The organism is Longispora albida DSM 44784 (assembly GCF_000379825.1).
GTDB classification, from domain to species: Bacteria; Actinomycetota; Actinomycetes; order Mycobacteriales; family Micromonosporaceae; genus Longispora; species Longispora albida.
In genome coordinates this window covers 112,366-138,555 of the sequence record NZ_KB903818.1, presented here as the reverse complement: position 1 = coordinate 138,555, position 26,190 = coordinate 112,366, and the positions used below count along the sequence as shown (strand labels likewise).

28 protein-coding genes and 1 tRNA gene are annotated in these 26,190 nt (G+C 70.7%); 13 read left to right on the top strand and 16 right to left on the bottom strand.

All coding sequences use genetic code 11. The annotated features are described in order from the left end of the window. The 6 genes from A3G1_RS0111570 to A3G1_RS0111545 all read left to right on the top strand — a co-directional run. Positions 1–432: hypothetical protein (locus A3G1_RS0111570; protein WP_018349632.1), on the top strand; the 432-nt coding region annotated here is incomplete at its 5' end. A gap of 272 nt (positions 433–704) precedes the next feature. Continuing rightward, a complete protein-coding gene (locus tag A3G1_RS0111565; RefSeq protein WP_245563481.1) occupies positions 705–1,055 on the top strand; it encodes a hypothetical protein in 351 nt (116 codons plus the stop codon). A gap of 379 nt (positions 1,056–1,434) precedes the next feature. After that, a complete protein-coding gene (locus A3G1_RS0111560; protein WP_157641062.1) occupies positions 1,435–2,241 on the top strand; it encodes a hypothetical protein in 807 nt (268 codons plus the stop codon). Positions 2,242–2,345: 104 nt separating this feature from the next. Beyond that, on the top strand, positions 2,346–3,095 hold the full coding sequence (locus A3G1_RS0111555; RefSeq protein WP_018349629.1) for a hypothetical protein: 750 nt from the start codon (positions 2,346–2,348) through the stop codon (positions 3,093–3,095). A 113-nt stretch (positions 3,096–3,208) separates the two neighbouring features. After that, entirely contained in the window at positions 3,209–3,613 is a 405-nt protein-coding gene (locus A3G1_RS0111550; protein ID WP_018349628.1) for a VOC family protein, read from the top strand. Between the two features lie 82 nt (positions 3,614–3,695). Continuing rightward, a tRNA-Gly gene (locus tag A3G1_RS0111545) sits at positions 3,696–3,771 on the top strand. 46 nt (positions 3,772–3,817) lie between these two features. Here A3G1_RS0111545 and A3G1_RS0111540 read toward each other — a convergent pair. Further along, positions 3,818–4,348: a GNAT family N-acetyltransferase gene (locus A3G1_RS0111540; protein ID WP_040478140.1), complete on the bottom strand. Its 531-nt coding sequence runs from the start codon at positions 4,346–4,348 to the stop codon at positions 3,818–3,820. A gap of 107 nt (positions 4,349–4,455) precedes the next feature. Between A3G1_RS0111540 and A3G1_RS0111535 the strand changes: the two genes are divergently transcribed. Beyond that, entirely contained in the window at positions 4,456–5,304 is an 849-nt protein-coding gene (locus A3G1_RS0111535) for a sigma-70 family RNA polymerase sigma factor (protein ID WP_018349626.1), read from the top strand. Here the strand turns inward: A3G1_RS0111535 and A3G1_RS0111530 are convergent. Beyond that, complete coding sequence (locus tag A3G1_RS0111530) at positions 5,294–5,974, bottom strand: nucleotidyltransferase domain-containing protein (protein ID WP_018349625.1); 681 nt, start codon at positions 5,972–5,974, stop codon at positions 5,294–5,296. The genes A3G1_RS0111535 and A3G1_RS0111530 overlap by 11 nt on opposite strands. Before the next feature lie 28 nt (positions 5,975–6,002). Further along, the gene (locus A3G1_RS0111525; RefSeq protein ID WP_018349624.1) at positions 6,003–6,860 is read right to left on the bottom strand and encodes a helix-turn-helix transcriptional regulator; all 858 of its coding nucleotides are present in this window, start codon (positions 6,858–6,860) and stop codon (positions 6,003–6,005) included. Positions 6,861–6,963: 103 nt separating this feature from the next. On the opposite strand from A3G1_RS0111525, the gene A3G1_RS0111520 reads away from it, so the two are divergent. The 5 genes from A3G1_RS0111520 (at position 6,964) to A3G1_RS0111500 (ending at position 13,228) form a co-directional block, all read left to right on the top strand. Beyond that, entirely contained in the window at positions 6,964–7,893 is a 930-nt protein-coding gene (locus tag A3G1_RS0111520; protein WP_018349623.1) for an NADP-dependent oxidoreductase, read from the top strand. Positions 7,894–8,217: 324 nt separating this feature from the next. Beyond that, positions 8,218–8,661: an HNH endonuclease gene (locus tag A3G1_RS0111515; RefSeq protein WP_018349622.1), complete on the top strand. Its 444-nt coding sequence runs from the start codon at positions 8,218–8,220 to the stop codon at positions 8,659–8,661. Positions 8,662–9,333: 672 nt separating this feature from the next. Further along, positions 9,334–9,906 (top strand): winged helix-turn-helix domain-containing protein, encoded by a 573-nt coding sequence (locus A3G1_RS0111510; RefSeq protein ID WP_051110506.1) that lies wholly within the window; start codon positions 9,334–9,336, stop codon positions 9,904–9,906. 161 nt (positions 9,907–10,067) lie between these two features. After that, positions 10,068–10,781 carry an ABC transporter ATP-binding protein gene (locus A3G1_RS0111505; RefSeq protein ID WP_083936866.1) on the top strand — a complete coding sequence of 238 codons (714 nt, stop codon included), beginning with the start codon at positions 10,068–10,070 and terminating at the stop codon, positions 10,779–10,781. Further along, positions 10,781–13,228, top strand: a complete 2,448-nt coding sequence (locus A3G1_RS0111500) for an FtsX-like permease family protein (RefSeq protein WP_018349619.1) — start codon at positions 10,781–10,783, stop codon at positions 13,226–13,228. The genes A3G1_RS0111505 and A3G1_RS0111500 overlap by 1 nt, the downstream gene beginning before the upstream one ends. A gap of 61 nt (positions 13,229–13,289) precedes the next feature. Here A3G1_RS0111500 and A3G1_RS0111495 read toward each other — a convergent pair whose 3' ends face one another. From A3G1_RS0111495 to A3G1_RS0111435, 13 genes are all read right to left on the bottom strand, one after another. Beyond that, complete coding sequence (locus A3G1_RS0111495) at positions 13,290–14,444, bottom strand: hypothetical protein (RefSeq protein ID WP_018349618.1); 1,155 nt, start codon at positions 14,442–14,444, stop codon at positions 13,290–13,292. Beyond that, on the bottom strand, positions 14,441–14,956 hold the full coding sequence (locus tag A3G1_RS0111490) for a DUF4365 domain-containing protein (RefSeq protein ID WP_018349617.1): 516 nt from the start codon (positions 14,954–14,956) through the stop codon (positions 14,441–14,443). The genes A3G1_RS0111495 and A3G1_RS0111490 overlap by 4 nt, the downstream gene beginning before the upstream one ends. Before the next feature lie 194 nt (positions 14,957–15,150). Beyond that, a complete protein-coding gene (locus A3G1_RS0111485) occupies positions 15,151–15,762 on the bottom strand; it encodes a hypothetical protein (RefSeq protein WP_018349616.1) in 612 nt (203 codons plus the stop codon). Positions 15,763–15,806: 44 nt separating this feature from the next. Further along, positions 15,807–16,580, bottom strand: coding sequence for a class I SAM-dependent methyltransferase (locus tag A3G1_RS38430; RefSeq protein WP_018349615.1), 774 nt, complete (start codon positions 16,578–16,580; stop codon positions 15,807–15,809). Further along, positions 16,552–17,172: a mycothiol-dependent nitroreductase Rv2466c family protein gene (locus tag A3G1_RS0111475; RefSeq protein WP_018349614.1), complete on the bottom strand. Its 621-nt coding sequence runs from the start codon at positions 17,170–17,172 to the stop codon at positions 16,552–16,554. Before A3G1_RS0111475 ends, A3G1_RS38430 begins: the two co-directional genes overlap by 29 nt. Continuing rightward, the gene (locus A3G1_RS0111470) at positions 17,169–17,645 is read right to left on the bottom strand and encodes a hypothetical protein (RefSeq protein WP_018349613.1); all 477 of its coding nucleotides are present in this window, start codon (positions 17,643–17,645) and stop codon (positions 17,169–17,171) included. The genes A3G1_RS0111475 and A3G1_RS0111470 overlap by 4 nt, the downstream gene beginning before the upstream one ends. Beyond that, a complete protein-coding gene (locus A3G1_RS0111465; RefSeq protein WP_018349612.1) occupies positions 17,642–18,904 on the bottom strand; it encodes a beta-ketoacyl-[acyl-carrier-protein] synthase family protein in 1,263 nt (420 codons plus the stop codon). The genes A3G1_RS0111470 and A3G1_RS0111465 overlap by 4 nt, the downstream gene beginning before the upstream one ends. After that, positions 18,901–20,406, bottom strand: coding sequence for a class I adenylate-forming enzyme family protein (locus A3G1_RS0111460; protein ID WP_018349611.1), 1,506 nt, complete (start codon positions 20,404–20,406; stop codon positions 18,901–18,903). Before A3G1_RS0111460 ends, A3G1_RS0111465 begins: the two co-directional genes overlap by 4 nt. Then, entirely contained in the window at positions 20,403–20,915 is a 513-nt protein-coding gene (locus tag A3G1_RS0111455; protein WP_040478111.1) for a beta-ketoacyl synthase chain length factor, read from the bottom strand. Before A3G1_RS0111455 ends, A3G1_RS0111460 begins: the two co-directional genes overlap by 4 nt. Further along, a complete protein-coding gene (locus A3G1_RS0111450) occupies positions 20,912–22,024 on the bottom strand; it encodes a beta-ketoacyl-[acyl-carrier-protein] synthase family protein (protein ID WP_018349609.1) in 1,113 nt (370 codons plus the stop codon). The genes A3G1_RS0111455 and A3G1_RS0111450 overlap by 4 nt, the downstream gene beginning before the upstream one ends. Further along, positions 22,017–22,232, bottom strand: a complete 216-nt coding sequence (locus A3G1_RS0111445) for a hypothetical protein (RefSeq protein ID WP_018349608.1) — start codon at positions 22,230–22,232, stop codon at positions 22,017–22,019. The genes A3G1_RS0111450 and A3G1_RS0111445 overlap by 8 nt, the downstream gene beginning before the upstream one ends. Beyond that, the gene (locus tag A3G1_RS0111440; RefSeq protein WP_018349607.1) at positions 22,229–22,501 is read right to left on the bottom strand and encodes an acyl carrier protein; all 273 of its coding nucleotides are present in this window, start codon (positions 22,499–22,501) and stop codon (positions 22,229–22,231) included. Before A3G1_RS0111440 ends, A3G1_RS0111445 begins: the two co-directional genes overlap by 4 nt. A 5-nt stretch (positions 22,502–22,506) precedes the next feature. Next, positions 22,507–23,943 (bottom strand): class I adenylate-forming enzyme family protein, encoded by a 1,437-nt coding sequence (locus A3G1_RS0111435; protein WP_018349606.1) that lies wholly within the window; start codon positions 23,941–23,943, stop codon positions 22,507–22,509. 212 nt (positions 23,944–24,155) lie between these two features. On the opposite strand from A3G1_RS0111435, the gene pabB reads away from it, so the two are divergent. Next, the gene (gene pabB, locus A3G1_RS0111430) at positions 24,156–26,186 is read left to right on the top strand and encodes an aminodeoxychorismate synthase component I (protein WP_018349605.1); all 2,031 of its coding nucleotides are present in this window, start codon (positions 24,156–24,158) and stop codon (positions 26,184–26,186) included. Positions 26,187–26,190: the final 4 nt, after the last annotated feature.

Genomic DNA, 26,190 nt, shown 5'->3' with positions numbered 1-26,190 from the left:
GACGGCGCCAGGCTCGCCGGCAGCGGCTTCGGCGGCGCGACCTTCGCAGGCCTCGCCGTACGCGGCGACGGTGCCACCAACGTGTACTACCGGCTCGACGGCGGCCCCAACGCCGGCGACCTCATGGTGTACAACGCCAGCGGCCCCCAGCGCGCCGGCACCGGCTTCGGCGGCGCGACCTTCGCCGGCGTAGCCGACTGGGACCGCGACGGCAGCGGCGACGTCATCTACCGGATCGAAGGCGGCCCCCTCAACGGCAACCTCTACGCCTACGGGGCCAGCCGGGTCCTCATCGGCACCGGCTTCGGCGGAGCCCGCTTCGCCGACGTCGCCACATGGGACAGCGACACCACACTCGACCTCACCTACCTCATCGACGACCAGCTCTGGATCTACGGCTCGGCGAAGTACATGGCCGACTACGGATTCTAAAAACAGCAACAAAAAGAAACTGCCGGACCCGCACCCAGCGGGACCGGCAGTTTCACTTTGCCGGACTGGACCAGCGTGGGCGGTTACTTTCCGTGCGACAGGCACGGCGGCGCGGTTTGCCGAGCCCTGCACGGGGTAGCTGACTAGTAGACCGGCCCCTCGTGCGGGCCCGTGAGACGGGCGGGCCTCAAAACCCAACGGGGCCAGACAACAGGAGCGGGATCGGGCACATCGACGAGGCCACGAACACCACCGATGCCAGTTTCATCGTGGTGGATACCGGTCCCTGGATCTTCGGCAAGAAGGTGACCCTGCCGGCTGGCGTCATCACCCGGATCGACGAAGCCGACCGGGCTGGCGGGCAAGCACGGCAGAGACGAGGAGACGCGATGAGAGACCATGAGGAAACCGGCCAGGTCACCGGTACAGCCGACAAGGACTACAACCTGATCTGGTTCGTGGAGAAGTGCCTCAGCAACGCCCTGCGCCTGGAGACCTACATCGCCGACGCCGAGCGCTCAGGCGACAAGGAACTGGCCGACTTCTTCCGCCGGGCCCAGGCCGAGAGCCGCAAGGGCGCCGAGCAGGGCAAGGACCACCTCCGCCGGCGCCTGGCGGTCTGACCGGTCTGACCGGGCTGACACGGCGCTGCCCGCGCTGGCTCCGTCGCGAGCCAGGCTCCCCAAGCCGCCGGCACAGGGCAGTTTCCGTGAGTCAGACACGAACAGGCCCGCTGAGGGGCTGCTCTGAGAGATGGATCGAGGCCGCACAAGCTGCGGACCTCGATCTTTCCTTTCCTGGAATGGTCTTGCTGTGTCGCTGACTGGTTACCGTCTGGCGTCGGGCGCCGCGTTGGACCGCTGTTCTGTATCCGGTGTGGAGCGGCTGGTTACCGTGGCAGTCTCGGGATGGGTGGGTTGGAGGCTGGTTATCGACGAGCTCCGGTTGCGGGATGTGGTTGGTGCCGGGCCTTTTCACAGTGCGCTGCGGTGGGCTATCGCGGTGCGGGGGCTCAGTCTTGAGCGGATCCGGGAGCGGCTGGCGGCGGCTGGGTACCCGGTGAGTGTCTCCACGCTCAGCAACTGGCAGCGGGGCGTCACCCGGCCGGAGCAGGAGCGGTACGTGCGGACGGTCGCCGAGCTGGAGCGGGTTCTCGGGTTGCCGCCGGGGGTGCTCGGCCAGTTGCTCGCCGGGCCGGGGCAGGCCGGGCGGAAGGCCGTGTTGCAGCCCGGGGCGCCCCGGCCTGCCGTACAGCGGCTCAGGGCCGAGCTGGGCGCGCGGGACGCGACGGCGGATGTCGACGTGCTCGGGGTCCAGGAGGACGTGACCGTGGCCGGGCCGGCTGGCTGGCGTTCGGTCGTCCGGGTCGTCGTCCGGGCCCGGCAGCCGGGGGTGCACCGGCATGTCGTACTCAGCCACGTCCAGGGCGGGCGGCTGCCGGTGATCGAGGCCGGGCGGGACTGCGCGCTGGGCCGGGTGCGTACCGAACCGGAAGCGGGGTTGGTAGCCGCCGAGCTGCTCTTCCCGGCGCTCGGGACCGGGGACACGTACGCGCTGGAGTACCGGAAGGAGGGTTCGCCGGTGGAGTCGTATCACGGCTCGTGGTTCCGGACGGCCGGGCAGGGGTACGAGCTGACGCTGCGGTTCGCGGCGGGTACCACTGTGGAGCGTGCGTACCGGATCTGGCGGGCCGACGGGCGGTCCGCGCACAAGGACGTCGCGCAGCTCCGGCTGATCGGGCGGAGTCTCGTGCACCTGGTCGACCCGGATGTCGCGCCGGGGTTTCATGGCGTGCGCTGGGAGGGATAGGCGGGCGGGTATTCGACAGTTGCCTGGCCGGGTGGGCCGATCGGCTGTAGGGTTGGCCGCCGGCGCGCGCCGGAGTACCAGCACAGCGAGTACGTGAGGTCGTCATGCCCGGTAGGGACAGCGGTAAGGCTGCCAGGACCGGTGTGATCATGCCGCTGGCCGCTGACTGGTTCGACCGGGCGGCCACGATGGTCAAGCGGTGGTTCGTCTGGGTACCGCTGCTGGCGCTCACGGTCTTCGCCACCTGGCAGGTCAGCGACTACGTTCCGCCGTCGTTCGAGTCGGCGGGTTCGGTGATGCTGCTGCCGCCGACCGGCAAGGCGACTGCGGCTCCGGGCAAGACTCCCCCGGCCTCCAACTCGTGGACGATGCTCGGCCCGGCCGACCTGGCCACCGCGATCATCCATCTCATGGACTCCGGCGACCGGCGGGCGGCTGTCGAGACAGCGGGCTTCGAGCCCTCGTACTTCATGCGGCTGCGGCCGAAGACGTCGATCATCGAGGTCGAGGCCAGTTCGTCGAGCCCGAGCAAGGCGCTCGGCACCGTCAAGCACGTGCTGAACACGATCGCTGCGGAGGTGGCGGCCAAGCAGGCCTCGCTCGGCGAGAACTCCCGGCTGAAGATCACGACCCAGATCCTGGCCGGTACCGACCAGCGCACCGCCGACTCGAACGAGCTCGGCGTCCGCAAGGCCCAGCTGATCGTGGCGGCCTCCGGGCTCGCGCTGACCGTGGTGGCGCTCATCGCGGCCGAGTTCGTCGCGCGGGCGTGGCGGCGGCGGGCCGAGCGCGCCGTCCGGGGAGTGTTCCGCGACCGGGCTGGAGAGGCGGCGGGGGCGAAGGAAGGCCTCTGACCTGCGCCGGCAGGTACCAGGGAAAAGTTTTTCGATCTGAGCGATGAGTTCGGGGTCCTCGCCGAGTCTGTATGGGTGCGAGCACGACAGACACAGTGAGAGGGAGACCCGTCATGGCCACCAGCAACATCTTCGTGAACCTGCCGGTCAAGGACCTGGACCAGACGATCGCGTTCTGGACCAAGCTGGGCTACTCGTTCAACAAGCAGTTCACCGACGAGAAGGCCGGCTGCCTGGTCATCGCGGACAACATCTACGCGATGCTGATCACCGAGGACTTCTTCTCGACCTTCACGACCCGGGCGATCGCCGACGCGAGCAAGGTCGCCGAGGTGATCATCGCGCTGAGCGCCGACACCCGGGAGGAGGTCGACCAGATCGCCGACGCGGCGCTGGCCTCCGGCGGGTCGGCGGCCCAGGATCCGATGGACCACGGTTTCATGTACGTCCGCAGCTTCACCGACCCGGACGGGCACATGTGGGAGATCCTGTACATGGACCCCAGCCACGTCGAGTAGGTCGTGATCGCCCAGGACAGGGAGGCCCCGGTTCGCATACCGGGGCACCTGTGCGTTACAGTTCTTTCCGCAGTAAGGAAATGCGGACGTAGCGCAGTTGGTAGCGCATCACCTTGCCAAGGTGAGGGTCGCGAGTTCGAGTCTCGTCGTCCGCTCCAGTTTTGCCCGAACCGGCCACCAGTGGCCGGTTTTTTCTTGCCCTCATCACGTACCCGTGACGCGGCTGCGGCGTTCGAGGCGGATCACGTCGCGCCACCGGCCACGCTGGCAGCCCAGTTTCTCGTGCACGCCGAGTACCCGGAAGCCCGCGCGCTCGTGCAGGGTGAGGCTCGCCGTGTTCTCCGGGAAGACGCCGGCCTGGAGGGTCCAGATCCCGGCCGCCTCCGTCGCCTCGACCAGCGCTCCGAGCAGCGCGCCGCCCACACCCCGGCCCTGGGCTCGTGGGTCGACGTAGATGCCGAGCTCGGCGACGCCGGCGTAGACCGGGCGGGACGAGTAGGCGGTCAGTGCCGCCCAGCCGAGGACTGTGCCCTCGTCGTCCTCGCTGGTCGCGACGAGCCGGTGGGCTGGCAGGCGCGCGGCGTCGAAGGCCGCCCAGGACGGGGCCCGCTCCTCGAAGCTGGCGTCGCCGGTGTCGATCCCGGCCTGGAAGATCGCGAGTACCTGGGTGGCGTCGGCTGGCGTCATGGGCCTGATGTGCACGGGTGGCCGGTTCACGCCGCCGATGGTACCCATGATCACGTCACACCGGGCGGGTCCGGCGCGTCATGTTCCTGAGGGGTTCTGGCGCGGGGTGGCTGGGGCGTGCCTCACACAGGTACCGGGGAAAGAGGGTTTGGCCAGTGGAGAAGAACGACCAGTTGGCGCGGCAGTTCGAGGAGCACAGACCGCATCTGCGGGCGGTGGCCTACCGGATGCTGGGCTCCTTCGCCGAGGCGGAGGACGCCGTGCAGGAGGCGTGGATCAAGCTGAGCCGGGCCGACACGAGCGACGTGGCCAACCTGGCCGGCTGGCTGACCACCGTGGTCGGGCGGGTGTGCCTCGACCTGCTGCGCAGCCGCAAGTCGCGGCGGGAGGACTTCTTCGACACGCACGTGCCGGACCCGGTCGTGACCCGCGAGACCGGGCCGGTCACCCCGGAGCAGGAGGCGTTGCTGGCCGACTCGGTGGGCCTGGCGCTGCTGGTGGTGCTGGACACGCTGTCGCCCTCCGAGCGGCTGGCCTTCGTGCTGCACGACATGTTCGGGGTGGCCTTCGAGGAGGTCGCGCCGATCGCCGGCAAGTCGGAGGCCGCGACCCGGCAGCTGGCCAGCCGGGCGCGGAAGAAGGTGCAGGGCGCGGCTCAGCCAGATCCTGACCTGGGCAAACAGCGACAGGTGGTCGAGGCGTTCCTGAGCGCGGCGCGCGGTGGGGACTTCGAGGCGCTGGTCCGGGTGCTCGACCCGGACGTGGTGCTGCGCGCCGACGCGACGGCACTGCTACGCGGCGCAGAGCTGGTGGCCGGCCGGGCGCTGATGTTCTCGAAGCTCGCAGACACCGCTGCCCCGGTCCTGATCGGCGGGCTGGCCGGCATCCTGGCTTCCGTCGACGGCAGGCCGTTCTCGCTGATGGCGTTCACTGTCCGGGATGGACGGATCGCCGAGATCCACTCGATCACCGACCCGGAGCGGATCACAGCCCTTACGGCGTAAGGGATCTGCGCCGGAGTGAGATCAGCCATTCCTCCACCCGCCGGGTGTCCGGCTCGGCGGGTAGGGGGCTGCGCGGGAGTGCGGCTTCGAGGCCGTCGGCGAGGGCTGCCTGGCGGCGGTTCACCTCCGCCCACGGCACCTCGCCCCGCTTGACGGAGAGCAGGAACTCACGTTCCTCCCCGACGGACAGCGTGAGGACACCCGTCTCCACCAGGGACTTCCCCTCGGCGAGCAGCCGGAGGAGATGCGTGACGTGCCGCCACACGGGATGCCCGTCGCGTTCGACACCACGCTGCGCCTTCACGAACTGCGCGCGGGCATAGTGCAGGTAGGTCCCGGCGACGCGGCGGGAGAGGAAGGCCGGGCGGAGCGCCTGGAGTTCCTCACCTTCCGGTGTGATCCGCTCGACGAGCGGCGAGTGCAGCACCTCCAGCACGTTCGGGTTGGCGACCAGAGCCAGCTCGCAGAACCGCTCCACCTCCCAGCGGAACTGCTCGGGCAGCGGCCCGTCCACGTGCGTCGGCGGCTTCGTGAAACCCCAGAACGCCGAGGCCGGCGCGGCGAAGATGCCCCGGCGGTCAGTGTCCGAAGCAGACGTCTCCAGCCCGAAGACCCGCGATCCGACGACGACTTCGAGGATGGTCGCCGCCTCCAGATCAAAACCGTTCATGGTGTACTCCGGCTCATGAGGTGCCCGGTCACGAGGTGCTCCCCGCGAACTGCTCCGTGCCGACCACGCGCAGCAGGTCGAGATGCTCGAGACAGTTGGTACCGGGCGGCGGCGTGAAGATGAGCAGCTGCTGGTCCTCGGTCGGCGTGAGCAGAGCCTCGCAGTCGAGCACGATCGGGCCGATGAGCGGGTGGTCGACGCGCATCACGGACGACTTGCGCGACTCCACCTCGTGCAGATCCCACAGCTCACGGAACTCGGCGCTGGCCCTGGTCAGCTTCGCCACGAGCTCCGTCGCGCGCTGGTCGCCGGGGCCCCGCCGGGTCACCGCCCAGCGCAGGGCCGCCACGTGCGCCCGGCCGCGCTCACGGCGCTCGTCCTCCGGGTACGCGGCGGCGGCCAGCGGGTCGGTGAACCAGTTGAGCACGATGTTCTGGCTGCCGACGTTGATCCGGCACACCGAGCCGAACAGCGCCGTCGCCATCTCGTTCTGCGCGAGCAGGTCGCCGAGGTCGCTGAGGATCTGGGCCGGGGTGGTGGTGAGCTGGTCGAGCAGGTACATCAGGCCGGGGCGGATGTGCTCGCCAGCCTTGCGGCCAGCCGGCGGGTGGTGGCCGGCCAGCCGGTACAGGTGGTCGCGGCCGTCGTCGGTGAGCCGGAGCGAGCGGGCCAGCGCGGCGAGGATCTGCACCGAGGGCTGCGTGCTGCGGGCCTGCTCCAGCCGGATGTAGTAGTCGGCCGACATGCCGGTCAGCATCGCCACCTCCTCCCGGCGCAGGCCCGGCGTCCGGCGCCGGACACCGGCGGGCAGGCCGGCCTCCTGCGGGCGGAGCCGCTCCCGGCTCTTGCGCAGGAAGTCGGCGAGCGCGGCGCGATCCATCTCCATGCCGATGAACTGTACTAGGGAGTTCAGGATGTGCCAGGGACTCCGGGTCCTAGCCAAACCGCTCCGCTCCCGCCCCGCTCGCGACGGCGGCAGGGTTACCGGCATGACGAACAACGGCACGAACACCGCCACGATCACGTTTTCCGAGTACGGAGCCCCGGCCGTCCTGGCCCTCACGAATGTCACGGAACTGCCCCAGCCCGGGGCCGGCCAGGTGCGGCTCAAGGTCCGGGCGGCCGGCGTGAACCCGGCCGACTGGAAGATCCGGGCCGGCCTGCTCAGCCAGTTCTTCCCGATCACGTTCCCGCACGTACCCGGGCTGGAGGCCGCCGGGATCGTCGACGCCGTCGGCGAGGGCGTCACCGAGTTCGCGGTGGGCGACGAGGTGTTCGGGATGGTCGAGGGCGGGTACGCCGGCCACGCCATCGCCGACGTCATCCGGATCGCCGCCAAGCCAGCCACCCTGACCTGGGAGGTGGCCGGGGCGCTGGGTGTGGCCGCCGACGCCGCGCATCGGGCACTCGACTCGGTGAAGCTCACGGCCGGCGAGACGGTACTGATCCACGCCGCGGCCGGTGGTGTGGGCAGCCTGGCCGTCCAGTTCGCCGTGGCCGCCGGAGCCAAGGTCATCGGCACGGCGAGCACCAGCAACCACGACTACCTGCGGGCGCTGGGCGCGATCCCGGTCGAGTACGGCGACGGCCTGCTGGAGCGGGTCCAGGCCATCGGCACGGTCGACGCGGTCGTCGACGCCTCCGGGCGCGGTGTGCTGCCACTGTCGGTCGAACTGACCGGCGGCACCGAACGGGTCATCACGATCGCCGACCCGACGGCAGCCGAACACGGAGTCCGGTTCAGCTCCGGGCACGAGCCGGGCGACGAGCGCTACACCCGCGAAGCCCTCGACCGGGCGGTCGCGCTGCCCGTCCTCGAACTCCCGATCTGGAAGACCTACCCGCTCGCCGAGGCCGCCGAGGCACACAGGGACAGCGAGCACGGCCACCACCGGGGCAAGCTCGTCCTCGTACCCTGAATCGAAACTCATCGTTTCCCCGCGCCGTCCAGTCTGGACCGCGCGGGGAAATTGCGTTTACGCTCAGAACAGGCCGACGTAGTGTTTTGCCAGCAAGCAGCACCTCACCCTGACCATTGGAGCCCAGCCATGCTCTGCACGACCAGCATCCCGACCGCCGGCACGGCGGCGAGCTGGCGGCGCTGGGCACCCTCCGACCAGCCGGGTCAGCGGACCGGATAGCGCGCCAGCCGCGCCACCCGACCCGCCCGCCCGGACCACCCGGGACGGGCGGTTTTCCTTTTCCCGGGTACCACCCAAGACCACGCGAAGGAGGAGGGCACGGTGACCGCCGTACTCGTTATCAACGCCGACCTCGGACCCCTGCACCGTGTCAGCCTCAAGCACGCGATCCGCATGCTCTACCGGCAGGTCGCCGAGATCCACGAGGCCGAGCCCGACCGGATAATCGGCGTGTACCCGGTGCCGAAGGTGGTCCGCCTCGTCCAGTACGTCGTGACCCGCTGGCGGCGGGGCCGCGGACCTGCCTGGTCCCGGGCCGGAGTGCTGACCCGGGACGGCAGGCGCTGCGGCTACTGCTCCGGCTCGGCGAGCACCATCGACCACATCCTGCCGCGTTCGCGTGGCGGCCAGAACCACTGGGAGAACACTGTCGCGGCCTGTGCCGGCTGCAATGGCCGGAAGGGCGACCGTACTCCCTCCGAAGCGCGCATGCCCCTGCTGGTGACGCCGAAGGTCCCGCTCTGGGCATCGTTCCACGCGCGCTGATCAGGCCGGCGAGCCTCCCGACGGGGAAGAGGCTCGCCGGCCTGTCTGTACTTCCGCTTCCTTGTGCACACTGCTTGCGGCCTGTTGTGCCCCAGCACTGTGGTTTCGTCGCGTACAGCGCTTCGGTTCCGTTGCGTACAGCGCTACCTGTCCGTCGTGCAGAGCGCTTCTGGTCCGGGGGGGCATGCACCAGCGGTCCGGGCATGCACAGGGCACAGCGCTTCCGTTCTGCTGTGCATAGTGCACAGCAGCCTTCGTTCTCTTGTGCATAGTGCATAGTCGGCTCGTGGTGCGGAGCCTTGTTCCCAGCGGCCTGGATGCCGGAAGCCGGCACACGTGATCGGCGCGCTCGTGGCGGGAGCAGGGCAGAACTCGTGACATGAGCGAGGCGGAAGCCAGCGCGATCCGGCTGCGGCACAATCGGCATGTGAGCTGGGCAAAGACCTTACAGAGGCTCCGCGCGAAGCGTTGTTTTCGGGCGGTCGGGACGGGCGGTAAGGCCATGCGGGGCATGTGTCCAGCCTGGAGCCGCCATTGGGTAAGCCCTGCGGGCACCGTGCAGACCGCGCACGAGACCGTATGCAAAATGCATCTGTGCACAGGGCACCATGCACAGAGGATCGTGCACAATCGCCCTTGCACAATCACTTGTGCATGCGTGATCATGGACGCATGACGGAAGCACCCCACCCACTGAGGTCCTCCCTCCCTGCGGAGGTGACCGACCTGGAGGCCCTGCGCTCCCTGGCTCACCCGCGCAGGCACCGGATCCTCCAGCACCTCGAACTGCACGGCCCGGCCACGGCCACCATGCTGGCCTCGGTGCTCGGCGAGAACTCCGGCGCGACCAGCTACCACCTGCGCGAGCTCGCCAGGCACGGCTTCGTCGCCGAGGTACCGGAACTCGCGTCCGGGCGGGAGCGCTGGTGGCGCTTCGAGCCCCGGCAGCTCCCGCTCCGCGACCGGCAGGACGCCGAGATGCGCCCGGTGCTGCACGAGGTCACCCGGCTCGGTTTCGCCGCGGATGTGGACCTGTTCGCAGCGGCCCAGGCGGCCAGGGACCCGGAGGGCGACTGGGCGCAGGAACTCCCCTACGACCGCGACACCGTCGACCTGAGCTACGCGGAGCTGATCGAGCTCCAGCGCGAGTACCAGGCGCTGCTGGCCAAGTACGCGAGCCGGAAGCCGCCGGCCGAGGCGCGGCCGGTGCACCTGCGGTTCCTGGCGTTCCCCTCGCCGAGCTGACCCAGTACTTCTGAACCATCCGAACCCGGGCCGCCGAGCGGCAACTCGGCGACCCGGTCATGTGGCATGCCCGCGATCCCCACCGCAAGCTTCCCCGCAAAGGACAACACACGATGAGTCCCGCCCGCAACAATCCGACTTCTCGCGCTATAGCAGTACAGATGGAGGGCGTGAGCCGTCAGTACGGCAAGAACGACGCCCGGGTGCACGCCCTCCGGGACCTGTCGATCACGATCCCGCGCGGCACCTTCACCGCCGTCATGGGGCCGTCCGGCTCCGGTAAGAGCACGTTCCTGCACTGCGCCGCCGGGCTCGACACCCCGACCGCCGGCCGGGTCTGGCTGGGCGACACCGAGCTGTCCGGGCTGTCGGAAACCGCGCTCACCCTGCTCCGCCGCGACCGGCTGGGCTTCGTCTTCCAGGCTTTCAACCTGCTCCCGGCGCTGACCGTCCGCGACAACATCACGCTGCCGCTCCGGCTGGCCGGCAAGAAGGCCGACGAGAACTGGCTGACCGAGATCCTGATCCGGGTCGGGCTGGAGGCACGGACCAGCCACCGGCCCGGGGAGCTGTCCGGCGGGCAGCAGCAGCGGGTCGCGATCGCCCGGGCGCTGGTCACCCGGCCCGAGGTGCTGTTCGCCGACGAGCCGACCGGAGCGCTCGACACCCGCACGGCCGGTGAGGTGCTGGGCCTGCTGCGGCAGATCGTGGACGCGACCGGGCAGACGATCGTGATGGTCACGCACGACCCGGTCGCTGCCGGGTACGCCGACCAGGTGCTCTTCCTCGCCGACGGCCGGATCGTGGAGACGATGACCGAGCCGACCGCCGACCGGGTCGCCGACCGGATGACGCGGCTGGGGGCGTGGGTCTGATGTTTGGTCTCGCCGTTCAGACACTGCGTTTCCGGCTGGCGGGCTTCGCCGGAGCCTTCCTCGCCCTGCTGTGCGCCGCCGCGCTGGTGGCAGCGTGCGGGCTGCTGCTCCAGACCGGGCTGACGGGCGGGCTGCCCGCCGAGCGCTACACCGGGATGACCCTGGTCGGTGGCGACCAGGAGGTCCACCACAACACCGGCAAGAAGATCAAGAGCAAGCCGCTGACCGAGCGGGTACGCATCCCGGCGAGCGTGGGCGAGAAGCTGCGCGGGACGCCGGGCGTGCGGTCGGTCGTGGCCGACCTGACTTTCCCTGCCGCTGTCGCGGGGGCTTCGGAGGGGCCTGCGGCCTGGGGCCACCCGTGGGCGGCCGCCGCGATCACGCCGCTGACGCTGACGAGCGGGCGTGCGCCGGCTGCGGCTTCCGAGGTGGTACTCGACGCGGGGCTTGCCGAGCGTGCCCGGGTGAGCGTGGGCGGCACGGTGACCGTGCAGTCCACACAGGAGCCCGCGAAGTACACGGTGGTCGGGCTGGTGCGTTCGCTGCGGCAGCAGAGTGCTGTTTTCTTCACGGGTACCGAAGCGGAGCGGCTCTTCGGCCACCCGGGCGAGGTCAGCGCGTTCGGCGTGGACGCGCCGGGCGTGGACCTGGACGCTGCCGTGAAGGGCACCCCGGCAGTCGTGTACGAAGGCGAGGCGCGGGGCGGGCTCGAGTTCCTGGACGCGGCCAAGGCGCAGACCCGGCTGGTGAGCATGAGCGGGACGCTCGGCGGGACGGCTCTGATCGTGGCGGTGCTGGTCGTGTCGGGGACCTTCGCTCTGCTGCTCCAGCAGCGGTACCGGGAAATCGCCCTGCTCCGGGCCATCGGCGCGACACCGAAGCAGATCCGCAGGCTGATCGGCGGCGAGGCGCTGGTGGTCGGGGTCGTGGCCGGCGGGCTCGGCTCGGCGCTGGGCATCGTCGTGATGGCGTGGCTGCGGGACAGGTTCGTGGCGGCCGGAGCCATCCCGGAGGCGATGGAACCGGTGATCGGTTTCGTGCCGCTGCTGGCCGCGACGCTCGTGACGGTCGGGGCCGGCCTGGTCGCCGCCCTGGTCTCCGCCCGCCGGGCCACCCGGATCCGGCCGACCGAGGCGCTGGCCGAGTCGTCGATGCAGCAGCGGACCGGCGCCGGGCGCGTGATCGCGGGCCTGCTGGTCGCCGCAGTGGCCGCTGGTACGACTGGCCTGCTCACGATCCTGCACGCCGACGCGGCGGCGACCCCGGTGACCTTCGGTTCCGTGCTGCTGTGGTGCGTGGCGGTGTCGCTGCTCGGTCCGGTACTGGCGAAGGCCGCCGTCGCGGTCTTCACCCTGCCGCTGCGGATGTCGCGGATGGGCTGGCTGGCCGCGGAGAACTCGAAGGCCGCGACCCGGCGGCTCGCCTCGGTGATCACTCCGCTGACCCTGATGGTGGCGATGGCGTGCACCGTCCTCTTCGTACAGACGACCATGGGCGGGGCTGTCGAGCGGCAGGCGAGCGAAGGACTGCTGGCCGAGCACGTCCTCGGCGCGGCCGGCCCCGGCGTACCGAGTGCCGCGGCCAAGGCCGCCCGCCAGCAGCCCGGCGTCACCGCCGTCACCGAAGTGAAGCGCGGCGTCGTCCGGAACGGGCTGACCAAGCTCAGCGCCCAGGGCGTGACCCCGGCCGGAGTTGACTCCACGATGGACCTGACGGTGACCGCTGGCCGGCTCGCCGACCTCGGACCGGACAAGGTCGCGGTCAGCACGCGCACCGCCGAGTCGCTGGACCTGGCCGTGGGCTCCCGGCTGCCGCTGACGATGGGCGACGGCGCGCCGGTGACGCTGACCGTGATCGCGATCTACGACCGCGGGATCGGCTTCGGTGAGCTCACCCTCGACCGTGACCTGCTCGCCGCCCACGTCGACAACCCGCTGAACGACATGGTCCTGGTCAAGGGTGGCAACCCGGCCGGGCTGGCCAAGGCATTCCCCGGCCTGGCGGTACTCGACCGGACGACGCTGAAGGCAGCCCAGGCCGAGCAGCAGCGGGTCAACGCGCAGATCAGCTACGTCGCGATGGGCCTGGTACTCGCCTTCACCGCGATCGCCGTGGTCAACACGCTGGCCCTGGCTGTCGGTGACCGGCGGCGCGAGTTCGCCCTGCTCCGGCTGGTCGGCGCGACCCGGCGGCACGTGCTGCGCATGCTCCGCTGGGAGTCGGCTGTGGTGTCGGTGATCGGCCTCCTGTTCGGGTCGGTGATCAGCTTCGCGGTACTGACGACGTTCAGCATCGGCATGACCGGGTCAGCCGATGTGCGGGTCTCGGGCTGGTACTACGCGGCCGTGCTGGGCGGCGGCGCGCTGCTCGCCTTCGCCAGCACCGCCCTCCCGGCCCGGCTGGCCCTGCGGGCGGGCTCCGGCGGCGGGATGGGAATCCGGCAGTAGCCAGGCCCCTCGGGTGCGGCCCGTTCCCGGTACTCAGTGCCGGGAGCGGGCCATCGTCCTGTCAGCGGTAGTCGTCCTCGCGGGTCTGGACGTCGTGCGGATGGTGCAGCCACAGCCGGGTACCGCGCCGGATGAGGTCACCGCGCACCGCCAGCGGGCGCATCTCCCGGTGCGCCGTCATGGCCAGCTGGTAGTCGTCGGGTGGCAGGGTCATCCAGATCCGGCGGAGCCGGTCCTCGCCGTCGACCGTCCCGGTGAGGCTGATCTCCCCGGCCTCGGTGCCCTCGCGGTGCAGCCGGACGACGTTGCCCTCCACCAGCACGCTCGCTTCCGGCACGAGCTGGCGGAGCTGGGAGGCGGCGGCGCGCAGCACGGGGAAGTGATCCCGGCTGAAGGAGACCGTGGCGAACGTCCGGCCGGGCATGGGCCGGGTGGCGGCCAGCCGCAGATCGATCTCGAACGGATGGTGCATGCCACCGCCCAGCCCGACCAGCGCCTCACACAGATTCGCGCTGAGCCCCTCGGGAACGAGCCGGGTGAACGCGTCGAGCTCGCCGGTGCGCATCGCGGAATCGGCCGCTGCCCGAGCCGCGGCGACGGCTTGCTGGAGGCGCAGCGAGACCCGGCGCTCGAACGGGTCGGTCTCCGGGCTCTCCGGATCGCCGCTCGTCAGCAGCGGCGGGACGGGCACGTGGACGGCGAACACGAAGCTGCCCTCGGTCACTGGACCGATCCGGACATCGCGGAGCAGGTCGAGCACGTTGGCCGGCTTACGTGCTGGATGTACAGCCCGTGGCTGGCCGGCACTCTCTGCGTACGCCGCGGCGGCGACCAGGTTGCGCAGGCTCTCGAAGGCCTGCACGCCGTCGTCGATCCCGATCATGCCGGGCGGGTATCCCTCGGGGAAAGCGCGGACACGGTGGGTGTCCATCCCGACGTTGCCGATCTCCCGGAGGATGTCGAGCTGGTCGCGCCCCTCCACCTCGGACAGGGTCCGCAGAAGCTCCGCAACCCGGATCGGATAGTCGAGGAGCTCCCGGTGTCCTGGCTGGAGCACCCAGGACACCTTCCCGTCGACCTCCCTCGACCAGGAAGCCCCCTTGTCATCCGTCTGCCTGACCGCCCAGCCCGTGAAACTCAGGTAGGCGGTGAGCTCGGCTGGCGTACGTGCGTTCAGTGCGGCCAGGTCGATGATCCAGCCATGCTTGTCGATCACAGCACGGCTCCTTCCAGGTCTCCGGACATGAGCGAGGTCAAAGTGTTCACGGTAAGCCGATTCCGCTGGTACACGGTGACCGACACCGTCGCCGGAGCCTGGTCGCCCAGCGGAATCGGCTCGCGGTCGGCTAACGACACCCAGTAGGCCGCACGCGCCAGCTCCATCGCGTCGTCAGTGCACTCCGCATAGTCCTCCTTCTTCGGCGGAACGAGAACGACCGCCAGGAATCTGGGCCGTTGGCGCCCGGCTCCAGCCAGGTGGTTGAAGTGCGCCGTCTTGAGCTGGAAGGAGAGTTTCCCGTCAGTGAACCTCTCCCGGGACGAACTCTTGACCTGGAATTCGGCCATCGGCGGGTGGCTGCCGTCAACAGGGTCGGGGCAGGCGATCAGCCAGTCGATGCCGAGAACATCGATGTTCAGCCGCGAGGTCACCAGCCCGGCGGCTGAGGCCAGGGCGTGGACGAAGCCTTCGCCGTGCAGGCCTTGGTGGACGTTGGGGTGCAGGGGCACGTGTTCTCCCGGTTCATACGCATGTACGGGTAGATCAGCCCGGTCACCTTAAGCACCCAAAAACAAGATCTGCAACGAAGTCCGTCCTTAGTGGATATCGGCGATCTTGTCTATCCCGAGGCAGTGCGGCCCCGTGGACAGAGCCTGTGGATAACTCTGTGGATAACCAGCCCGGCGCGAGACCCTCAGAGCCCTCAGCGGGAGATGTCGAGGACGTAGGAGTCGCCCTCGGGGCGGAAGCCGAGCTGGGCGTAGTACGGGGCGACCATGCCGGGCGGGGTGACGACCTTGTGGAAGCCGCGCGCGGCGAAGAGCTGGCTGCGGCGGTACACGAACTCGCCGGGGGTGAAGTCGCGGTACTTCGGGGTCACGTAGTCGAGTTCGACCTGGGCGATGCCGCCGGGTTCCGGGCGGACGAGGACGACGCCCGCCGTCTCGTCGCCGGACACGACCAGGAAGGCCAGGCCGCCGGAGGTACGCCGGTAGGAGGGGTTGAACCGGGCGATGTCCGGGGCGTGCTGGTCGAGGACGTAGGAGAGGAACTGGTCGTCGGGGTCCACTTCGATCACGGAGTACGTGCGCTCGTCGTGGCGGGTGGCGAGCATCTTGCGCAGGTAGTACACGTTGATGATCGAGAGCACGACGTTGAGCCCGACCATCGGCCAGACGGACCGCGCGGCGTTGTACCCGATCAGCACGAGGCAGCCGACCAGGTTGAAAGCGCGCAGCCGGAGGATCCGGGTCTGGAGCAGCGACCAGACCAGCAGGGCCGATCCGGCCCAGCCGATGACGTCGAGCCAGTTCACCAGCCGAGGCTAACCCGGCTGGCCTGGTCGAACATGGCGAACGGTCAGACGGCTCCCCAGCAGCCGACCAGGGTCGGCGGGACGAAGACGGCGCGGGCGGCGGCCAGTTCGGCGCGCATCTGATCGGCCACGGCTTCCGGGTCGACCGGCTCGGTGAACAGCGGGAGCATCGTGCGGAGCACTCCGGCGAGGATCTGCGGCCCGTCGTGCGAGTCGGGCCCGTGGTAGGCCTGGAGGCCCAGCTGGGCGTACCCGGGCATCCCGGCGGCCGTGAATATCTCCGAGAGCCGCGCCCCGAGGCCCGCGTCGAGCCCGGCCCGGCCGAAGGCTCCGGTGATCCACCGCTGGGCGTCGGCGACGGCTGCCGTCGGCGGTACGGAGCGGGCGCCGGTCATGTCGAACTCCATCGCGACCATCAGCCCGCCCGGGCGCAGCGAGGCGGCGTGGTGCCGGAGCACCGCGGCGGCGTCGCGGGTGTAGAGCAGGATCAGCCTGCCGATCACGGCGTCGAACTCGCGGCCGTCGTGCCAGCTCGCCACGTCGCCCTCGACGTACTCGATGGTGCCGGGGCTCAGCGCCCGGGCGGTTTCGAGCGCTTCGGGTGCCGAGTCGATCGCGGTGACCGAGCCGGTGGGGCCGACCAGTGACGCGGCGATCCTGGCGACGTCGCCGGTACCGGTGCCGAGGTCGAGTACGCGCATGCCTGGTTCGAGGCCTGCCATGCGCAGGATCAGTTCGGTGGCGGGGGCCAGCATGGCCGCCTGGTGTTCGAGGCGGCGCAGCTCGGCCTCATCGTGCCCGAGTAGGTACATCACCATTCCCCCTCGCTCGCTTGAACTCGAAGAATTCCGGTGCTGAGGCCAGCACGGCGACTGCGTCCCACAGCTGGCCTGCCGCTTCCCCCGCCGGGGCGGCGTTGACGACCGGGCCGAAGAAGGCCCGCCCCCCACTATGGAGGATCGGAGTGCCCGCCGCGTCGCCCAGGTCGGCGAGTCCCGCCATGTGGCTGGCGCGCAGCAGGTCGTCGAACTCGGTGCTGGTGGCCGCCTCCGCCAGTTCGCCGGGCAGGCCGACCTCTGCCAGCGCCGCGCGGACCATGCGGTCGCCCATGCCCGTGCCTTCCTCGTGGATGTGCCGGGCCATCGCCGAGTACAGCGGCCTGATGATGCCCGGGCCGTGCCGCTCGCGCGCCGCGACGCACACCCTGACGCCTGCCCACCCACGGTTCAACAGGAGTTTGTACCGGCGGTCGACATCATCGCGGCCCTCGTTGAGCAGGGAAAGGCTCATGATGTTGTACCTGACGGCGAGGTCGCGCACCTGCTCGGCTTCCTGGAGCCACTGCGCCGTCCGCCACGCCCACGGGCAGATCGGGTCCACCCAGACGTCCACTGTGGTGCGGTCGTTCACCGGTCGACCTCCGCACGGAACCGGCAGCACTCGCCGCCGGTGCGCTGGCACTCCACGACCGAGTCCCGGACCTTCAGGCCCAGGCCCTCGAACCAGCCGGCCCGCATGTCGAGGCACGGGCACTCGTAGCCGTCGAGGGAACGGGCGGCCCGGAGCATCTTGAGCACGAAGCTCTCGGTGATCACCGACTCCCAGGACGACTCGTCGATCGCCCGCTCGGTGACCGAGATCGTGCCCTCGGCCCACATCACCCCGGCGATCTGCTCGAACTCCTGCACGAACTCGGCCATCGGCTTGTCGCCGAGGCTGATGTCGTGGTTCCGGGCGCACCAGTTCGCGACGCGCCGGGAGACGAACTTGAGGGCCTCCGCGTTGATCTCGTTGGCTGCCTCCTGGCCGAAGCGCCGGGCGACGCCCTGGTACCAGCGGGCGTCGTGCAGCCACCAGAACTGCTGGTAGGGAATGTCGGTCACGTGCGCGCCTCCCGGGTCGGGGCCTGACCGAGGACCAGGCTGACGTTGTGGCCGCCGAAGGCGAAGGAGTTGGAGAGGGCGTAGGGAGAGCCCAGGCTCCAGGGACTGGTGATGTGTGTCAGCGGGCAGTCCGGGGTGGTCAGGTTGTGTGTGGGCGGCAGGGTGCCGGTGGACAGGGCCAGCGCCGTGATGCCCGCCTCGACAGCGCCGGACGCGGCCAGCAGGTGACCCGTCACGCCCTTCGTGGAGCTGACCGGCGGCGTCGTCTCGCCGAACACCGCACGGATCGCGGTCGCCTCCGCCGCGTCGCCCAGCTTCGTGCTGGTGCCGTGGGCGTTGATGTAGCCGATGTCGGCCGGGGTGAGGCCGGCGTCGGCGAGGGCTTTGCGCATGCAGGCCGCAGCGCCGGCCCCGTCGGGGCGAGGCATTGTCGGGTGGTGGGCGTCAGTGGTGGCGCCCCAGCCCAGTACAAGGGAATGGGTTTTGGCTTTCCGGGCTTGGGCGTGGGCTGTGCTCTCGATGACCAGCATGCCCGCGCCCTCCGCGAGCACGAAACCGTTGCGGCGGCTGTCGAAGGGGCGGCTGGCCTCCGACGGGCTGGACCAGCCGCGAGCGAGGGCACCGGCGTTGCTGAAACCGGCGATGGTCGCGGCGGCGAGCGGAGCGTCCGTCCCGCCACAGAGGACGACGTCGGCCTCGCCGGCCCGGATGAGGCGCAGCGCCTCGCCGATCGCCTGGCCGCCGCCCGCGCACGCCGAGACGATGCCGGACGTGTAGCCACGCACCCCGAACCTGATCGCGATCCGGGCGGCTGGCTGGTTCGGCATGATGCCGGGGAGCAGGTACGGGCTGACGGCCGCCCGGCCACGGTCGTGGAAGAGGAGCGCCTGTTCCTCGTAGGTGGCCATGCCGCCGTTGCTGGTCGCGACGAGCACCGCGACGCGCTCCGGATCGGCGTTCTCCCCGATGACCAGGCCGGCGTCGGCCAGCGCCGCCTCGGCCGCCAGCAGCGCGAACAGGATGAACCGGTCGACAGCCGCTCCGGCCTTGGGCGGCAGCACGTCGAGCGGGTCGATCGGCGGGCACGCACCGACCACCTCGATCAGCGCGCCGCCCCGGCCGTCCGGCAGGCCGGCCAGTGCACCTGCCGGACGAGCCAGACCCGAGTGGCCGGCGACAACCGCATCGAACACCTCGGCAGGCTTGGTACCGACCGGGGTGACCATGCCCAGCCCCGTGATGGCGGCCGGGGTGCTCATCGGAGGGCCACCTTGCGGACCTTGCCGGTCGCGCCCTGCGGCACGCCGTCAACCGTGATCTTGCGGATCGTGGCGGCGGCCTCGGCTCCGATCGCAGCCCTGATCGCCTGCTCGTCGACGGGGCCGGCCGCCTGGAGGTAGATGTCCGTGCCGTCCGGGGACGCGACGACCGTGCAGTCCAGGACGCCGGGGACGGCCGTGAGGATCTGCTCCTCGGCGAGGACCGTATAGACGCCGCCGTAGGTGTCGGTCGCGCGGTCGAGGTGGTAGAAGAAGCCGGCCTCGTCGCGGCGTACGACGTCACCGGTCAGCAGCCAGCCCTTGCGCCGGCTCGCGTACGTGGCCACCGAGTCGTTCCAGTAGCCGGGCGACATCGACGGGGTGCGGACGGCGAGCAGGCCGGGCTGGCCGGCGGGAAGTTCGCGGCCGCCCTCGTCGATGACCTTGGCCTCGGCGTACGCGTCCGGCTTGCCGACACATCGGCCGTAGCGCTCGGTGTCCGGCCGGTGCGTGATCGAGAAGACCGAGTGGCCCAGCTCGGAGGAGCCCAGGTTGTCGACGAACACCGAGCCGTCACGCCACTGTGGACCGTCCTTCGTCGGTACGCGGTGGCGGCCCGCGCCGATCAGCTTGCGGATGTGCGACTCGTGGGCGCTGTCGCCCGTGTTCCACCAGACGCTGACCGAGTCGAGCCCCGACAGGTCCCGGGCCGCCAGCTCGGCCCAGGTCACCGAGAAGCCGAGCACCGTACCCGGCTGCCAGCGGCGCGCACCCTCCAGAGTGGACTCCGCCGACTGCGAGGACAGCGCCAGCAGCTCCGTCCGGTTGCACAGAGCCAGGTTCAGGATGGTCAGCGTCGAGTTGTGGGCGGCGGGCAGCGCGCTCAGCCACCGGTCGAGGCCCTGGGCGCGCGGGGCGGTCAGCCGGTACCGGATGGCGGCGAACAGGCTGTGGTGCGTGCCGGTGACCGCCTTCGGGATGCCCGTCGTGCCGGACGAGTGGGTGATCGCGACCGGATCGTCGTCGTGGTGCTCGTACGGCTCCGGAGCCTCGTCCGGCTCCCCGGCCAGCAGCGGCCCCAGCCAGCGCGCCTCCGGATCGGCGCGGATCAGATCCTCACGGCTGGTCAGCACGCCACCCGCCCGCAGCCGCCTGATGTACCGGGCGGCGACCTTCACGTCCAGCCTCGCGTTGACCAGGGCCGCGATGGCACCGAGCCGGGCGATGGCCAGGAAGGCCAGGATGTTGCCGGCTGCCGTGTCCTCGAACACCGCGACGACCTCACGCGGCCCGACGCCCCGGCTGTGCAGCCAGGCCGCACGGGCCGCGACGGCACGGTCGAGGTCACCGAGGCTCCACCGCTCCCAGGCCGGGTGCGCGTCGACGTCGGTGTCGAAGGCGATGACCGGTGCGGCCGGGTCGACCCCGTTCGCGAGGAGCCGGCGCAGTGCGTTGCCGGCTCCGAGAGCCGGATCGGCGGCCAGCGTGGCCCGGATGCTCATTCTTTCCCTCCCCCAGCTGTGCCATACGGCTCGATCAGCAGCGCCGAAGCCCGGTCGGGGGCGCCTTCCACCGTGGCCTGCTCCACCAGGACGACCAGCGCCCGGTCGGCGTCGCCGTCGCCGAACAGCAGCCCGGCCAGCTCCATCGCCTCGTGTTCCGGGTCGCCGGCCGGGCTCACGCACACGACCGGGCCGTTGAGGCCCCAGCGCTTGGCGACGTGACCGGCGATCGCGTTCGGTACGGACTGGAAGAACAGCAACGGCGAGACCTTCTGCCCGCTGTCGACGAGCGACGCGGTCTCGACAGCGCTGTGCACGTCACCGCCCTGGCTGATCAGGACGACGGCCATCCGCTCGCCGACCTCGGGCGGCACCGGCCGCTCGTAGCACTGGCTCAGGCACCTGCTGGCCACCTCGGCGACCAGCGGGCTGTAGGACGACACGACGAAACCCCGCAACAGCGGCAGCTCTTCCTCGCCGGACCACTCGGCTTTCGCCACGACTCTCACGGCTGGCTCACCACCAGCGCGGTGTTGGCGCCACCGAAGGCGGCGTTGAGGCTCAGTGCGTGCCGGTGCGTGGTCTGCCGGGGCTGGTCCAGCACCAGGTCGAGGGCGCAGTCGGCGTCCGGGCCGGTGAACCCGGCGTTGACCGGCAGGCAGCCAGAGGTCAGTGCCAGGATGGTCACGATCAGTTCCACCAGGCCAGAGGCCTCCAGCACATGACCGTGCAGCGCCTTGGTCGAACTCACCGGAATCTTGTCAGCCATCAGGCCGAACGCCCGGTGCAGGGCAGCTGCCTCCGCGGCGTCGTTGTAGCTGGTACCTGTGCCGTGGGCGTTCACATAACCCAGGTCCTCCGGCTCCAGCCCAGCCCGGCCCAGCGCGGCCCGGATCGCCCTGGCCATGCCATGCCCCTCCGGATGCGGCTGACACACGTGATAGCCGTCCCCGGCCCGGCCCCAGCCGGTCAGGCGGGCGCGCGGCGAGCGCCGGGCGGAACGCTCCAGCACCACGGCCGCGACCCCGTCCCCGAGCAGCAGCCCGCGCCGCCCCGCGCTGAACGGCCGGACCGCCCCGTCGTCCGACAGCGCGAAGCCCGCGTTGAACATGGCGAAGTCGTCGCGGGTGACCAGGTACCCGCCGGCCACCACGACCCGCTCCGCCCGGCCGGAGGCGATCATCGCGGCCCCGTCGATCACAGCCGTACTGGCCGACACGCAGGCCGTCGTGTACGCCCGGACCAGCCGGCCCAGCCCGCACTCCTCGGCCAGCGTCGCGCCGAGGCCGGCCGGGGTCTGCTCGGGTGTCCGCCCCCAGCGCGGCAGCCGGGCCCGCCCGTCCTCCCGCTCGGCGGCCAGCAGCAACGGCGTCGCGGCCCGGTCCGCTGTGGACAGACCGGCGTCCGAGCAGGCCGCGTCGATCACCTCGGCCAGCTCGGCCTCCAGCGTGGTCGCGCCGGGCAGCAGGGCAGCCACGTGCGCCCGGTGCAGTGACGTGTCGAACCGGTGCACAGCGCTGAACCCGGGCTTCCCGGCGAAGACGTGCTCGGCGAGCGCGCCGGTGCCCCGGCCGTACGCCGTGGCGGCGGCCATCCCGCTCACCGCGATGTCAGCCATGAGCCCGGAGCACGTCGAGCGCTGCGTCCACAGTGGTCATACCGGCCAGCGTGGCGTCCGGCAGGTCGAGGCGGACGCCGTAGCGCTGCTCGACCGCGTGCACGAGCCAGGCCAGGTCCAGCGAGTCCAGCCGGTCGTCGACCTCGGCGGCCGGCCGGTCGCCGTACCCGGCCAGCAGCTCGATCAGCGTCTCGCGGTCGACGTTCACGCCGGGCCGCCCCCGGTGTGACGGTCAGCCACCTCCGCGAGGAAGTCACCGAGTGTGAGGCTCGCCAGCCGTTCGAGGTCCTCCTCGGCCAGCACGACGCCGTACTTGTCCTCGATCCGCAGGCCCAGCTCCGCCATGCCCAGCGACTCCAGGTCGACCCCGGCCGGGCCGAGCGGCGTGGCGTCGGTGATGTCGCTGGTGTCGTAGTTCATCGCCTTGATGGCGTCCAGCGAGAACGCCCGCAGTTCGTCGATCAGTGCACTCGACATTGTCGTTACCCTCCCTCAGCAGCCGCAGCACGCAGCGCGGCGTGGTCTCTGATCCGCTTGCCGCTGGACGTCCTCGGCAGGCCCGCCGCGAGGACGTGCAGCCGGCGGGGGCGCTTGAACGGGGCGAGCAGCCCGGCCAGCTCGGCCTCCACCGCCTGCCCGGTCAGGCCCGGCTCCAGCGCGACGTACGCCTCGATGCCCCGGTCGTGCACGACGATCGCCTCGCTCACGCCGGGCAGCCCCGACAGGGTGCCCTCGACCTCGGTCAGGTCGACCTTGAGCCCGCCGACCGAGATCTGCGAGTCGAGGCGGCCGAGGATGGTCACCCGGCCCTCACTGTCGATCCGGGCCGCGTCGCGGGTCCGCAGCCAGCCGCCGGCCCAGCGGCCCTCGGCGACCTCACCGACGTACGGGCACTCGGGCGCGCTGACCAGCAGCTCGCCGTCCTCGATCCTGGCCTCGACGCCGGGAGCCGGACGGCCTGCGGCCGGGCGGTGCGCGCCGTCGGCGTCCATCGCGATCACGCCGACCTCTGTCATGCCGTAGCACTCGCCCAGCGGCACGCCATACCGCTCCTGGAACCTGGCGGCCAGCCCCGGCCGGATGATCTCCCCGCCGGTGATCACCCGGCGCAACTGCGGCAGGGCCGGCGCCCCGGAGACGGCGGACAGCAGCTCGATGTGAAATGGCACGCCCAGCAGGGTGGCCGGATTACCGGCGCCGGCCAGCGCGGTCAGAATGCTCTCCGGGGTGAGCAGCTCGGGCACCACGATCTCGACTCCGCTGCTCAGGCCGTGCAGCAGCCCGCCGACCAGGCCGAAGGCGTGGATGAGGGAGTTGAGGACGACGATGCGCTCGCCACGGGCAGGCATCCCGGGGATCAGCTGGTACCTGGCGATCTCCGCCGCCAGGCTGCCCGCCGTCCGCCCGATCACCTTCGACGGCCCGGTCGAGCCCGAGCTGAGCTGGATGAGCACGTGATCGGTCGCGGCCGGCCCAGCAGCGCGCGCCTCGTACCGGAGCGCGACGTCGTGCCAGGCGCGCAGTGCCCCGCCGCTCCCGGTACCGGTGACGAGCAGCCGGGGCTTCGTCCGGTCGAGCGCCCGGCTGGTCTCGTGCTCGGTGAGCCGGTGGTCGAGCAGCACGACCTGCGCGCCGAGCCGCCAGCCGGCCAGCAGCGTCACCACGTACCCGGTGCCGGGCGCGATCTTCAGCGCCAGCACGTCACCCGGGGCGAGGCCGGCGGCGGCCAGCTCGGCCTGCCGGCCGGCGACGGCGGCACCCAGCTCCGTACGGTCCATCGTGGACTCGTGACCGGCGCCGGCGGCCGAGCAGAATCGCAGGCAGGGCTCGCCGCCAGGCCCGGCCAGAACAAGATCGTCGACCAGTCCGGCGTTGTCCGCTTCCCAGGTGTTCCCGCGCATGATCCGGCGCTCTCCCATCGGCACACCGCCCCCGTTTTCCCTGTGGAGACAGGTATTCACATCGCGCAGCCAGAACCGAAAGTAACCAGCGCGGAAGGCGCCCACAAGGGCTCGCCCGAACATGGAAAAAATATAGAAACCATATGGCTCGATGGTTTTGACTTCGGCCGCCGAGACCGTATCCAGGTCGCGAGTAGACAGTCACCAGCCGCCCCAGCGAAAGGCTCGCCTTGCGTACGCTGCTGATCGACAACTATGACTCGTTCACGTACAACCTCTTCCACTATCTGGCGGAGGTCACCGGGCACGAGCCCGTCGTGATCCGCAACGACGACCCGGCCTGGCGGCTGGGGATGCTCGGCGAGTTCGACGCCGTGGTGGTCTCGCCAGGCCCCGGCACGCCGCTGCGCGACGCCGACCTCGGCCTGTGCCGGGAGGTGCTGGCGGAGTGCGAGCTGCCGCTGCTCGGGGTGTGCCTCGGCCACCAGGCGATCGCGCACCTGGCCGGGGCGACCGTCGGGCACGCGCCGGAGCCGGTACACGGGCGGGTGTCCGAGGTGCTGCACGAGGGCACGGGGCTGTTCGCAGGGCTGCCGTCGCCGTTCGAGGTCGTCCGGTACCACTCGCTCACCGTCACCGACCTGCCCGGAGAGCTGGAGCCGACGGCATGGACCCCGGACGGCATCCTGATGGGGCTGCGGCACCGGAGCCGTCCGCTGTGGGGCGTGCAGTTCCACCCGGAGTCGATCTGCACGGAGTACGGGCACCAGCTGCTGCGCAACTTCACGGACATGGCGAGCCCACGCCCGCCGATCGAGATCCGCCCCGCCGAACGGGCACAGACCGAGCCGCGCGAGCAGCCTGAGCTGCGGGTGCTCACCGTGCTGACCGAGCGGATCGACGGCCGGTGGGACGCCGAGGCGGTCTACGCGGAGTTCTTCGCCGGGTCCGATCACGCGTTCTGGCTGGACAGCAGCCGGTCGGACGACGGGATCGGCCGGTTCTCGTACCTGGGTGACGCCTCAGGGCCGCTCGCCCGGGTGGTGACGGCCGACGCGTGGCTGGGGACGGTGACGGCGACCTCCGCGGGTACGAGGAAAGAGTCCTTCTTCGACTGGCTGGACCGCGACCTGGCCTCGATCGCCGTCGACGCACCCGCCCTGCCCTTCGATTTCGCACTCGGCTGGGTCGGCTATCTCGGCTACGAACTCAAATCCCAGGCCGGAGGAGAGAAAGCGCACCGCTCGGCCGACCCGGACGCCGCAATGGTATTCGCGGACCGCGCGATTGTCCTCGACCATGCCGAGAATTGCGTTTATCTGCTCGCGCTGTCCGAAAAGGACGACGGGCAGGCGAAGAATTGGCTGTCAGAAACCCGGCAACGATTAAGCACTGTCGGATCGGCGCCAGAATTACGCCCAGTCCCGTCATTAGTGATCGAGGCGCGGCATGACCGGGACACCTATCTGAAGCACATCGCCTCGTGCCACGAGGCGATCACGGATGGCGAGTCCTACGAGATCTGCCTGACGAACATGCTGGAGGCCGACGGCGAGGTGGAGCCGTGGGACGCCTACCGGCAGCTGCGGCGGATCAGCCCGGCCCCGTTCGGCGCGCTGCTGCGGTTCGGCCCGCTGGCGGTGCTGAGCACGTCGCCGGAGCGGTTCCTGCGGGTGCACGCCGACCGGACGGTGCAGTCCAAGCCGATCAAGGGCACCCGGCCGCGCGGCGCGACGCCGGCCGAGGACCGGGCGCTGATCGCCGACCTCGCGGCGAACGAGAAGGACCGCGCGGAGAACCTGATGATCGTCGACCTGGTCCGCAACGACCTCGGCCGGTGCGCGGTGGTCGGCTCGGTCAGCGTCCCGAAGATCTTCGACGTGGAGAGCTACGCGACCGTGCACCAGCTGGTCAGCACGGTGCAGGCGAAGCTGCGGCCGGAGTCGACGGTGGTCGGGTGCGTCCGGGCGGCGTTTCCCGGCGGGTCGATGACCGGCGCGCCGAAGGTCCGCACCATGCAGATCATCGACGAGCTGGAGGCCGGGCCGCGCGGGGTCTACTCCGGGGCGCTCGGCTACTTCTCCCTGACCGGGGCCGCCGACCTGAGCATGGTCATCCGGACAGCGGTGATCACGCCTGGCCGGGTGTCCTACGGCGTCGGCGGGGCGATCGTCGCGTTGTCCGACCCGGACGCGGAGTTCGAGGAGACGGTCGTGAAGGCCACGCCTGTCCTGCGCCTGCTGGGCACCACGTTCAGATAGGTCG